Source organism: Paenibacillus sp. FSL P2-0322, assembly GCF_037975315.1.
Lineage (GTDB): Bacteria > Bacillota > Bacilli > Paenibacillales > Paenibacillaceae > Paenibacillus > Paenibacillus polymyxa_B.
This window is the reverse complement of sequence record NZ_CP150243.1, coordinates 5,818,975-5,830,747: the sequence shown is the minus strand read 5'-3', so window position 1 is coordinate 5,830,747 and position 11,773 is coordinate 5,818,975. Positions and strand designations below refer to the sequence as shown.

Annotated in this window: 14 protein-coding genes; 7 read left to right on the top strand and 7 right to left on the bottom strand. The window is 46.4% G+C overall.

What is annotated here, in order from left to right; all coding sequences use genetic code 11:
* The first annotated feature begins 29 nt into the window (after positions 1–29).
* Positions 30–737 carry an SDR family oxidoreductase gene (locus MKY24_RS25840; protein ID WP_023990938.1) on the top strand — a complete coding sequence of 236 codons (708 nt, stop codon included), beginning with the start codon at positions 30–32 and terminating at the stop codon, positions 735–737.
* Between the two features lie 134 nt (positions 738–871).
* Here MKY24_RS25840 and MKY24_RS25835 read toward each other — a convergent pair whose 3' ends face one another.
* Positions 872–2,050 (bottom strand): MFS transporter, encoded by a 1,179-nt coding sequence (locus MKY24_RS25835; RefSeq protein WP_209940646.1) that lies wholly within the window; start codon positions 2,048–2,050, stop codon positions 872–874.
* Positions 2,051–2,206: 156 nt separating this feature from the next.
* On the opposite strand from MKY24_RS25835, the gene MKY24_RS25830 reads away from it, so the two are divergent.
* Positions 2,207–2,650, top strand: a complete 444-nt coding sequence (locus tag MKY24_RS25830) for an Lrp/AsnC family transcriptional regulator (RefSeq protein ID WP_028540848.1) — start codon at positions 2,207–2,209, stop codon at positions 2,648–2,650.
* On the opposite strand, the gene MKY24_RS25825 is transcribed toward MKY24_RS25830, so the two are convergent.
* Complete coding sequence (locus MKY24_RS25825; protein WP_339201142.1) at positions 2,636–3,817, bottom strand: serine hydrolase domain-containing protein; 1,182 nt, start codon at positions 3,815–3,817, stop codon at positions 2,636–2,638. The genes MKY24_RS25830 and MKY24_RS25825 overlap by 15 nt on opposite strands.
* Positions 3,818–4,127: 310 nt before the next feature.
* Between MKY24_RS25825 and MKY24_RS25820 the strand changes: the two genes are divergently transcribed.
* Complete coding sequence (locus MKY24_RS25820; protein WP_339201141.1) at positions 4,128–4,577, top strand: hypothetical protein; 450 nt, start codon at positions 4,128–4,130, stop codon at positions 4,575–4,577.
* A gap of 484 nt (positions 4,578–5,061) precedes the next feature.
* On the top strand, positions 5,062–5,235 hold the full coding sequence (locus MKY24_RS25815) for a hypothetical protein (protein ID WP_023990932.1): 174 nt from the start codon (positions 5,062–5,064) through the stop codon (positions 5,233–5,235).
* 331 nt (positions 5,236–5,566) lie between these two features.
* Here MKY24_RS25815 and MKY24_RS25810 read toward each other — a convergent pair whose 3' ends face one another.
* The 5 genes from MKY24_RS25810 to MKY24_RS25790 all read right to left on the bottom strand — a co-directional run bounded on the left by MKY24_RS25810 (position 5,567) and on the right by MKY24_RS25790 (position 9,042).
* Positions 5,567–6,469, bottom strand: a complete 903-nt coding sequence (locus MKY24_RS25810) for an AraC family transcriptional regulator (protein WP_069081064.1) — start codon at positions 6,467–6,469, stop codon at positions 5,567–5,569.
* 131 nt (positions 6,470–6,600) lie between these two features.
* Positions 6,601–6,897, bottom strand: a complete 297-nt coding sequence (locus tag MKY24_RS25805) for a hypothetical protein (RefSeq protein WP_339201140.1) — start codon at positions 6,895–6,897, stop codon at positions 6,601–6,603.
* A gap of 234 nt (positions 6,898–7,131) precedes the next feature.
* Positions 7,132–7,419: a general stress protein gene (locus MKY24_RS25800; protein ID WP_013312557.1), complete on the bottom strand. Its 288-nt coding sequence runs from the start codon at positions 7,417–7,419 to the stop codon at positions 7,132–7,134.
* A 124-nt stretch (positions 7,420–7,543) separates the two neighbouring features.
* Positions 7,544–8,305, bottom strand: coding sequence for an iron export ABC transporter permease subunit FetB (gene fetB / locus MKY24_RS25795; RefSeq protein ID WP_023990927.1), 762 nt, complete (start codon positions 8,303–8,305; stop codon positions 7,544–7,546).
* Positions 8,302–9,042, bottom strand: coding sequence for a phosphate ABC transporter ATP-binding protein (locus MKY24_RS25790; RefSeq protein ID WP_339201138.1), 741 nt, complete (start codon positions 9,040–9,042; stop codon positions 8,302–8,304). The genes fetB and MKY24_RS25790 overlap by 4 nt, the downstream gene beginning before the upstream one ends.
* A gap of 243 nt (positions 9,043–9,285) precedes the next feature.
* Between MKY24_RS25790 and MKY24_RS25785 the strand changes: the two genes are divergently transcribed.
* The 3 genes from MKY24_RS25785 (at position 9,286) to MKY24_RS25775 (ending at position 11,698) form a co-directional block, all read left to right on the top strand.
* Complete coding sequence (locus MKY24_RS25785; RefSeq protein WP_053326378.1) at positions 9,286–9,885, top strand: TetR/AcrR family transcriptional regulator; 600 nt, start codon at positions 9,286–9,288, stop codon at positions 9,883–9,885.
* Between the two features lie 100 nt (positions 9,886–9,985).
* A complete protein-coding gene (locus MKY24_RS25780) occupies positions 9,986–10,627 on the top strand; it encodes an SDR family oxidoreductase (protein WP_076264553.1) in 642 nt (213 codons plus the stop codon).
* Positions 10,628–10,987: 360 nt separating this feature from the next.
* Entirely contained in the window at positions 10,988–11,698 is a 711-nt protein-coding gene (locus MKY24_RS25775) for an MBL fold metallo-hydrolase (protein ID WP_339201137.1), read from the top strand.
* Positions 11,699–11,773: the final 75 nt, after the last annotated feature.

The window sequence follows — 11,773 nt, the reverse complement described above, 5'->3', positions numbered from 1 at the left end:
ATAATCCTTATAAAGGAGCTGAGAATAATATGAATTTACATAATCAACGTGTCGTCGTGATTGGCGGCAGTGCAGGTATAGGGCTGGCAACAGCCATAGAAGCAGCAAAGCAAGGGGCAAGCATTGTGATCGCTGGGCGTTCCGCAGAAAAACTGGAGCAGGCGAAGAAGGTCATCCCTGCCGAATCGGTGGAAACCTTCCAACTGAATAATCAGATAGAGGAAGAGGTTCAAGCGTTTTTTGAAAAAGTTGGAGCATTCGACCATCTGTTTACACCGGGTGCCAGCTACACGCGTGGTCCGATCACGATAGATACGGAAAAGGCAAAAACCCCGTTCGAAGGGAAATTCTGGCCGCAATATTTTGCTGCCAAGCATGCGGTACCGCATATCTCCAAGGACGGCTCGATCGTCCTCATGTCTGGGGCCTTCAGTCAACGACCGATGGGATTTGGTGCTACATATGGAGCGGCTAACGGCGCGATTGAAAGCTTGGGCAAGGCGTTGGCAGTAGAATTGGCCCCCGTACGGGTTAATGTCGTATCCCCCGGCACGATTTGGAGAGACGGCCCTGAGGGTGAGCAGCGGGCGCAGGCTTTTGAGGAATACAAGGAAGTAACCTTGCTCCGTCGAGTGGGGTATAATGAGGAAATCGCACATACTGTGTTGTATCTGATGACGAACAAGTTTACCACCGGAAGCGTGCTGTTCCCAGATGGCGGTTATACGCTGATCTAATTCGCAACGAAGTGCGTGTTTCATTCTGATCCAATCCGACAGGCAGGAATCAATTTTTAAACAAAAACCGGTTCAACACCATACAAAGTGTTGAACCGGTTTTTTATGATAACAGGTTTGCCTCTTGCAACTCTTTAGCTTTGCACATCTAACCCTTTATATTTTCGCAAAATACGTGGATAGATCACTTTAGACCCGATGCATACCATCGCCAGCATGGCGAACAGCAAACCGCTCCACAGCGTCCCATGGATCCCCGCTCTGGCAATAAACCACCCCCCTGCCAGTGAGCCCAGTGAGACCCCTAGGTTAATAAACGAGATATAAAGACTGTTGGCAAACGCGGGAGCTTCTTTGGCCTCATCAATCACCCAAATCTGGGCGACAATCAGTCCGCTGGTATGAACGGCCCCCCACACGATAATGATGAAGAGCGTAGGGATAAATGAAGAACTGATCCCGTACAACAGCAAATAGGTGCCCCCCAAGGCTACTGGATGAAAAAGAGCGGTGCGTACCTTATGCAAGCCCATGAGCTTGCCAGCCAACAGATTGCCGAGCATTCCGCCGATGCCGAAAATAATAAGCAGAAAACTGATAACATTGCTGCTCATCCCTGTATTTTGCCCCAAATATTCGGCAGAATAGCTATACACCGAGAACATGGCTGCAAAAATAAAAGTAGCCGCCCCGATATTGAGCCACAGCGATATTTTACGCAAAATGCCAAGCTGCTTCCGGTAGGAGAACATTTCGGCTTGTGGTGTATCCGGCAGCATAAATAGAATACCGATCCCCGCAATCCCATTCGCTACTGCAGTAAACCAGAAGGAGGCCTCGTATGAAAATTGATTGGCGATATAAGCCGTAATTGGAATACCGAGTACCATTCCCATGCTCGTGCCGAGGAAGGCTTTGGCGGAAGCTTGCGTTGCTTTTTCCGGGGGATACAACGCAGTGGCGGCGACAAAGGCAAGCGAGAAATACACCGGGTGAAACAGAGCCGGAATGATACGTAAAATGACTAGTAGATAAAAGTTGGATGTATAGGCTGACAGCAAGCTTGTTATGGCAAAAACAAACAACGACATTGTCATGATTCGCTTGCGGTTAAATCTGGACATCCATAGCACCATGAAGGGACCGAACAGCGCGATGATCAATGCAAATGAACTGACAAGAAACCCGGCCTGGGCTGCCGTAATATGAAAACGTTCAATGATGACTGGCAAAATGCCAACCACACCGAACTCGATCGTGTATACACCAAATAGGCCAAGCGCAATGAAAAGCAGGGGCTTACTATATTTCATTAGTTTCATTCCTTCTCCACTTCTTCCTGCTTTACGTCCTTGATTTTGCGTGCTAATATTTCATTAAATCATAAAATAATAAGGCGATATTCGGAATAATACATAATAATAATTGTGTTTTTGTAATATTACCTTGGACTTAAGGAGATGGATTTGATGGATCAAGTGGATCATAAAATTTTGTTGTGTCTACAAAACCAGGCGCGTATCTCCATGACCGAGCTGGGTAAGGAGGTTGGACTTTCCCAGCCTGCCGTAACGGAAAGAGTGCGGCGCATGGAGGATAAAGGTATTATCGCCGGGTATCGTGCCATAGTTTCACATGAGAAAGTTGGAAAGCCGATCATGGCTCACGTGCTCGTGCATACGAATCAATGCAATTCATTTGTTGAGTTTTGCCAATCTGCACCTGAAGTCATTGAATGCCATAGAATCAGCGGCGAGCAAAATTACTTACTGAAAGTCATGGTTGAGTCTATGCTCAAGCTGGAGCAGTTCGGGGATGAGTGTGGAAAGCACGGGCACTCTACCACGTTAATTGTCCTGTCCTCGCCTGTAGACCATAAACATGTAACCCCCACTTTATTAGACCCTATTTGAGCTACCGTAAATGGCTTGGCAAAGCTCAGTTGTAAACGGACCTGACATCCCTTCGAATGCTGTATTGGTAAAGGCGACCACACTGAGTCTTAGTGTGGGATCAACGAACCACGAATGGCCGTAAGCTCCTCCGAGTCGCCACGTTCCGGGTGATTCTGCTGTTCCACTTTCGTCGGGATTTTGGAGTACGGTGAATCCTAGTCCAAAGCCCCGGCCCGGCCAGCCTGCCAAGGGGAGGTTCCCGGTCTGGATGGTGCCCATTTCACGGACCCATTCCTCTGAAAGTAACGGATTGCCGCCGTTTCGCAGTGTTTCCAGCAGCCGCATGAAATCTTTTGCGCTGCCAATCATACCCGAGCCACCAGAGTGGAAAGCCGTGGGATCAAAGGCTCGTGCAGGCTGAAAACGAAGTCCTGCAGTGCCTTCAAAAACCTGCGCAACCTCAAGCTCGCGCATCCGCCGGGGTTCTGATATATCGTTGACATAAGGAGCCGCAAGCCGTCCAGCATCCGCGACCGCGAAACTGGTGTCGTGCATATCGAGAGGTTCTGTAACGAGCTTTTTAACAGCTGCATCAAGGGTTGTGCCACATACACGGCTAATGATAGCGCCGAGCACATCAGTAGCAATCGAATATCCCCACGCTTTACCCGGTGTATATAACAGAGGCACAGAAGCCAAACGTTGCAAGTTCTCTTCCAGCGTAAGATTTGAAAAATCCATGCCATCTGATACGCCTGCACGATGATAGGAACCGCCGCCTTCTTCCTCTAAAAAGCCATAGGTCAACCCGGCAGTATGTGTCAGCAATTGGCGTACTGTAATGGAGGGCTGCTCACCACTGATTAATCGGGGGCGAAAATCGGGCAACCAGCGTTCAATAGATTCATCGAGCTTAATCAATCCTTGGGCTGCCAAAACCAAAGCCGCAGTAGATACAATCGGTTTGGATACAGAAGAAAGCCGAAATAAAGCATCCTCATGCATAGGACGTTGTTCTTCTCGATCAGCCAGCCCCGCCGCTCGGACATACACGGGTGAACCATCCATATATATCATGACGACTGCGCCGACCAGGCGCTTCTCGGCAAGGGTTTGATCTATAACCGCATTTACACGTCCGTCCAGACCAGCTTGTATCGCAAAAACTCTATTATCCAAACTCATAAATATCTCATCCTCTCTATGATCCAGCGGTTATCGCTTGATGGAACTTAGTTTACAGGATGGGAAGGCGACATTACATAAGGTAACAAAGGTGTTCAGTGAGTATTAACGTTAAAATAAAATTATATTAAAAGAATGGCTTTGGATTTAAATGAATGGGGTTTTACAAAAAGTTATACTGCGTTTTACAGTGGCTTTTTAAGTTGAGATACGTTGAAAATAGGTGGTAAAATTTACAACAAAGGGGGTTTTATTTATTGAGGCTTGTATCGCGTAATAAGTTGGCTTGCTTGGTTGTCCTCGGAGGATTTTGACTGTAATTGCTACAGGTTTTGGAGGGGATAAGGAACCTTATAAGCTTCCTGATAAGCCCAAAGAGGCTGCTGTCTCGACATTTTCAGAATATATGAACGCTTCTATGAGTCGCGATTACGATAAGATGCTTTCACTGTCTGATGATTATCGCTTTAAAACAGAACAGGCACGGCTTAACTTTCTAAAAGCTCAGGGAACACCGATTGATTATCGTATCGTGTCTGTGGATGATTCTAACCCTTCCAAGATTGTTGTTTCGTCGATAACGAAGTATGAGGATATGGAGTTACCTTCCATTAAGCATGTTCTTGCTTTTGAGGAAGGAAAGTACAAGCTACAAATGAGAAATGTTGTGATCAATATGATTCCTTCATCTCCTGACAACAGAACGGTCGAGTACGAGCCTGAGAAGGTAGATAATATTTTGGAAGATAATTTCAAGTGATTTTAATTTTTCAATTTTCTAATCATACGGTCCAAAGCGTATCCAATGAGATACCAGAAAACTAGTGTAGTGAAGCAAACAATAGTTATGGGGATGTCTGCCTCTCGCACAAATCGAAATGATTCATACACCCAAACCAACGGGCTAATAATAGCTAATAGTATATTGTAGTCGTCGTACCCCGTAATATTTACAGTAATAACTAGACATGAGATTAGGACCAGCCAAAAACGAAAAGATTTCATTGCCTATACCTCCGCAAGTGTATTTGTTGTTATAGACGAATTAAAAAGCTGGAAGTAGCATTTATTCCAAATTTATTTATTAAAATGTATTAAAAAGAACGATATTTCGATCCTATTTACTTGTCACGATTTTTAGCCGTACGGTGTTCGTGTGGTTTTGAGTGACGCTGGATTCTTTCAGACTTTTCGATTTGTGATATACTCTCGATATATGAATTGTATGGGATGGTGATGACTGAATGAATCGTACACACGACCTAGGCAAGCTAATCAAACTAACTGGAGATAGAGCAAAACTGGACGCTAAAGCAAATGGCACATATATTGTCTACAAAACGCCGGATGGTCAATTTGTTAAAGAGTACAGTAATGGTCAAGTCGAACGAATTAAAGAACAGGATATTTTATCATGAGTGAGCCGTCAGCAGCTCAGATGGCGTGATTGTATTGGAATCAGATAGTGAAACGATAAAACACCATGTGGCGTTGTTACCGGATTGGGTTAAAATCATTGATAGTTACTTACAAAATAAAAATACTGATCAAGAATAAACCGACAACTGTATGATTCAGTGATCGGTTTATTCTATATTTACATCGTATTGTGTCCACAATGTCAATTCGATGTGTATTGCACCTCAAAATGGGACCCGTTAGTAATAGACTGTTATTATTTTTCAACAGACTTTAGCAAGACGATGAACAGCCTCCTGAATCGTAGCGGCTTCTTCGGATTCTTTTTCTCTACACTTTTTTCACTGGACGTAACACTGCGTAGCCGTATCCTTCTGGGAAATGCCGCTGATAATCCTGCTTCGTTTCCTCATCCCATTCATACCCCAGGCTGCTAGGGTCAAAGTTCCAAGCCTTCTCCTCCACCATTCTCATAACGTCTCCATTGTTTTTTAAATAATTAAAGGGCGGGTGAAAAAACACCAGGTAATCTGATTCGGGGATGTCCCGGCACTTCATTCCTGCGGGAATCTCTCCGGCATAGTCAGCGGCGACCGGTATTCCATAGAGATAGCCCTTCTGACCATCCTGATAGAACCAGCCCGCAGTTTGGCCCAATTGTTCGGGAAGCTTGAGATGAGACATGCTTTCCAATGTTCCGCAAATTTCATCACAATTGTGACCGTTTCTCCAGAAATCACCGTAGTTTCGTGAAGAAGTATCCCAAATTCCAATAAATTTGTGTGCTGGTATACGCTCGATTTTGACTTCAGCTTCTTGCAAATGATCCTTAACCATCTTATCCCGCTCCTTCAAATGGTAATGATAAGGAGAGAACACCTCAACGCGAATGGCCAACGGGATAGGTCGGGGCTCCTTCTGGTATACAGCCGGAGTTACCTCAAACGCTTTTACAAATGCCCGTGTAAAAGCCTCCTGTGAAGAAAACCCATACTTTACTGCAACATCGAGGATGCGGACATTGCTATCCCGGAGTTCCAGTGCAGCACGGCTAATCCGGCGCATCCACACATAATCCCTTAACGTCATTCCTGTAAGAGAATGAAACTGTTTTGTACAGTAGTAAGGGGAGTAGCCTAACTGATTGGACATTCTCAACAACGAAGGTGCTGAAGTAAGATTATTATCAATCCAATCGATCATGAGCTGGACCATTTCGTTCCATTCGTACACGAGGGTTCCCTCCTTTCGACTCCATCTTAACAGCCGGAATACAGGAATATTTGACTTGAGTTGCATGCACTCTTTTGTATTCATGAAGCTTTAGTCAAGGGCTATGTTAGTCCTTGTTGTCTTGTTCTATTTTACTCCTCTACATAACGGATATATGGGCGTTGAAGGTACCTTTGATCAGACACGAAATAATATGGTTTGCCTATAACCAGAGGAGGGATCACAGACTTTGAGGAAATATATAATTCTTTATATTCACCTCCGTTAGAAGCATCTCTCTGTATGACCAAGTAATCATCTGTAGTTTTAACTAATTTAGCGGTTTCTGCTGAGTGATGATCTGAATAATAATAAATCCAGCTGAAAATCAGTGAAAAAAATATAATTCTTAGAATAGTTGCAGCTGTTTTATTCTTTGTAATCAACATTCGCGCAAACCTCCTATAATCCATTCTTTCATTTTATGTATGATTGGTTAATTAACCTGTTTATGTATATTGTAAGGTGTATGATCGGTTGACGAAAGTAACTTTCACACAAAAAGCCTATCTGCCAAAACAACGGCAGATAGGCTTTTATAACATAAACGTCCACTATACTTCGTGTTTATACGCAGTCTGTGCCTCTACATTACAATTGCACCGACCACATATTCCCTATTATCAGTTATCCCTACGCTGACGTGCGCGGGCTTCGCCGCCTTTACGGCCAGCTTCTTCCCTGCTCATTTTCCCGTCGCTATCACTCTGGTCTGAATTGCCACGGGCTTCACCGCCCTTGCGTCCGATTTCTTGATAGAAGTCCTTGTCATGGTTTTTGGAAGTGGCTTCGCCACCTTTTTCGCCAATCTCCTGATAAAATTCTTTGTCGTGATTTTTAGCAGTAGCTTCTCCACCTAAACGTCCTGCTTCTTCGCGACTCAGTTTGCCATTTTGGTTGTTGTTAGCCATGTTCAATCACTCCTCATCGAATTTTAGTAAAGCGTGTTCGTGTATCTATTAACCTTCATGTCAGGAATTAAACATGTCTACTTTTTTATAGAAGCTGGTAAATAACTGGATATATCCGCCTCGATCAGCGTTCCCATGCTTCTGTGTTCAATTGTTGCTGGCGGGTAAATAATGCCGGATAAATGAACAAGCTGAGCAGCACGCTGGTCAAAATAGCAGAGGTCATGGTAGTAAATACGATTAGCAATTGCAAACGCACGGCGGCAATCGGATTGGCACCTGCGATGATTTGTCCGGTCATCATGCCGGGAAGCTGGACAAGCCCCAGCGTTTTTTGCCCCTCGATGGTTGGAATCATACTGGAACGTATGCAATCCTTGAGTATAGGGAAGATGGCTTGTCTAGGCGTGCCGCCTAGCGCCAGAATGAGCATGATTTCAGGCTTGCGCAGCAGAACTTCCGACTTGAGCCGGGACACCAGCAGGCTGGACAAAATCATGGAGCTGCCAATGATCATGCCGCTAATCGGAATCATATATCGGGCTGTCGCCGGAATAATATGCAGGCCAATCAGGAACGCCTGCGTAACGATTTCCACACACAGCAGCGTCAGGAATGACTTCCACATGAGACCGGGGATAAATCGTCCTTTGCGCGCAACATTTTGTGAGGCTACGGTAATCATGAGCAGAATGAATAATACGATAAATCCGTAGCTTTGCATCCCAAAAATTAAATGTAATACATATCCAATCGCCAGCAGTTGAATCGACGCTCTGATTGTGGCGATGATAATGTCTCGGTCCAGACCGAGTTTGAAGGATTTGGACATGACGATGGCGATAAATACAAAACCGAGAGAGAGAATCAAGGCAACAATCGTCATGCCCATTCTCCTGCTACAAACCTGCGGGTCTCACTATGCTGCGGAGCATTAAAAAACGTCTCCGTATCCGCTTGTTCTACTAGTCTTCCGTCGATCATCAGCCATGTCTCGTGGCCTACCCTGCGGGCTTGTTCCATATGATGCGTAATCCAGATCATCGTTGTTCCCTCTTCTTTGTTCATTTGCAGCAGCAGTTCCTCAACCTCTTTGACCGAGGCGGGGTCCAGTGCAGAAGTAATCTCATCCAGCAGTAAAATATCCGGGCGGTTCGCGAGCGTCCGCGCCAAGGCCAAGCGCTGTCTTTGTCCACCGGACAGTTCCTGCGCCTTTTGTTCCAACAGATCGTGGGTGAGTCCTACGCGTTCCAACAGGCCGGCAGGATCATCCAGCACTGTACCGTGCAGCCGTTCTACGGTTTGGAGATTGTACAGGACAGTTCCCTGAAGCATGGGGGCATCCTGAAAAACCAATGCTACTCTCCGTCTTAGTTCAGGGATCTCCCACTCCGATATCGGTTTGCCGAGGACACGGATGTCCCCTTCATCCGGTGTCATTAGGAGGTTGCACAGTGAAAGCAACGTGCTTTTACCAGACCCCGATGGACCGACCAACGTGGTGATTTTGCCGGGGGAAACTTTTGCCGTAATCCCGTTCAGAACAGCACGTTGCTGTCCAGACCCGGCGAAATATTTGATAATGTGATTGAATTCAATAGCTGGAAGTGGCTTGGATTCCATAGATATAGCTAGCTCCTTTGTAGGGGATCGAGAAAGGGATCAGGTCCGTTCTATGATCTTATTTTTTTATTATATCAGTAATGACTGCTATGCTCTTCTATAAAGGTTCAATGCAGGCCGGCTGTTGTAAACGGCATCTTCTTTGTATAAACTAACAGGATTAGTTAAAATAGAATCTGGATCAATTCTGTATAGGTATAAGGAACCGGATTACATAGAAATTCGATGAAAGGAGACAGGATGATGTCGCCTAGAAACGGAGTAAAGTTGCAAGATATCCTGCGGGCTGCCGAGGACATTGCCAATGAACAAGGGATGGGGGATGTCACGCTCACCACGCTGGCTCAAAAACTCCACATTCGCCCTCCGTCCTTGTATAACCACGTGAACGGATTGAACGGACTGCGCCAAGTACTGGCATTGCACAGCCTCGAACAGTTGGAGGAAGCTTTGATGAGCGCAGCGGTGGGTAGAGCGGGCGAAGATGCGCTGACCGCTATGGGGAAGGCGTATATGCGGTATGCTCGGGAGCGACCCGGTTTGTATGAAGCGATGCTGTATGCAACAGATCGAAATGATACCGAAATGAGGCAGGCTGCGGATCGCGTGGCCGAGCTGGTCATTACCGTCCTGTCCAGTGGTTATGGCTTCAAGGAAGAAGATTGCATTCATGCAGCGAGGGGATTCCGTAGTCTGCTTCATGGATTCGCCTCGCTTGAACAAAAGGGCGGCTTTGGTTTACCTGTGGAGGTGGACCGGAGTATTGAGGTGATGATGGCTACCTTTTTGGCAGGTCTGCGTGTGCGGCAAAAGCGAGATGTCGAGCTTACCAAAGAAGTCTGATTTCAACCTGATGCAGCTAACATGATTGCGTCGCAGACCCGAAGGGTAAAATACATCTGTATAATGTAGATGAGAGACTGCGAATACAGGAGGGGTATGAGTGAACGTACTGGTGATTGGTGCAAATGGAAAAGTAGGCAGACATCTTGTCCGTCTATTGGGGCAAAATGAATCGCATCGCGTAAAGGCGTTGATCCGAAATTCGGATCAGGCCGAAGCGCTTGAACGTTTGGGAGCAGAAACGGTGGTAGCTGACCTCGAAGGGACGGTTGGTGAAATTGCCGCAGCTATAAAAGGCAGCGATGCTGTCGTATTCACAGCAGGCTCCGGCGGGAAAACAGGAGCTGATAAAACGCTGCTTATCGACTTGGATGGAGCGGTCAAGGCGATGGAAGCCGCCGAACAAGCAGGTATCCAACGCTTCGTTATGGTCAGCGCCCTAAGTGCGGAGAATCGGGAGCAGTGGCCCGAATCCATTAAACCGTATTATGTGGCGAAGCATTACGCTGACCGCCTGTTGGAAGCGAGCAACCTAGACTACACGATTCTTCGTCCGGGTGGCCTGACGGATGATGTGGGCACCGGCAAAGTTGCTACCGGTGAGGAGCTCACCAGCCACACCATTTCCCGTGAAGATGTGGGGGCAGCGGTGGTAGCAGCGCTGGAGGAACAGCAGACGTATCATCGTGCAATTAATTTGGTGTCTGGCAGTACGCCTATTGCTGAGGCAATCCGGCTATAATTACGGATGAAGTTGTTGCACAGAGGACGCTTATAAATGACCATAAAGCGAGAAGACGGCCACAATGGTCATCTTCTCGCTTTATGGTCATCAGGAATTACTTCGTTTGATAAAGAGGAAATAGCCAAGAAGGCTTCGTTATTAATAACAGGAGGAAAAGGTTAATTCTTGTTGTGAGAGGCATCCCCGGGGGCAGAGTCCTGGGGATGCTTTTTGCTGTTTTCTCAGTATGATCGTCCCCGTAGCAGTTCCAGCTCCAACTCCAACTGAATAGGAGCAAAAATATTTGCTTAAAACTAATTATATTAGTCATAATACTAATATGATTAGTTTATAATTAAGACAAGGAGATGAGCTAAAATGCGTATTGTTCAGGTGCAGCATGTGTATCAATTGACGTTTATGCCCCGGCTGTTCCCGGTGAACTGTTATTTGGTGGAGGAGAAGGAGGGGCTCACCTTGGTAGATGCCGGATTGCCATACAGTACCCGTGGTATAGAGCAGGCTGCGGCGCGGATCGGGCAGCCGATTATTCGAATTGTACTTACCCATGCCCATGGGGATCATGTGGGTGCGTTGGATAAGCTCAAGGCAAGGTATCCTGACGCGCAAGTGTTCATTTCAAGGCGGGACGCACCGCTGCTACAGGGCGATGTATCGTTGGAGGCAGGAGAACCGGATACTCCTATTCGAGGCGATGTACCGAAGCATATCCTTACCCAGCCTGACGTTTTACTGGAGGATGGGGATCATGTAGGTTCGCTGTTGGCGATCAGCGCACCAGGACATACGCCGGGCTCGATGGCATTTTTGGATACTCGTACCCGTGCGTTGATTGCAGGCGACGCCTTCCAGACCCGAGGTGGTATAGCGGTATCGGGAAGGCTTAAGCCGCTGTTTCCTTTTCCGGCACTGGCTACCTGGAACAAGGGAATTTCGCTGAAAAGCGCCAAAAAGCTGCTGAGTTTCAATCCATCTTTATTAGCTGTCGGTCACGGTAACATGCTGAAGCATCCACAATCTCAGCTGGAAAGGGCGATTATGGAGCTGGAACGACAAACTTCAGTGTGATGATTCGGTATTCAGCCAACATTCAGCCAGAACTCACAAAGTCCTAAGCTAAGGCAGATACAATATGGGAAAATA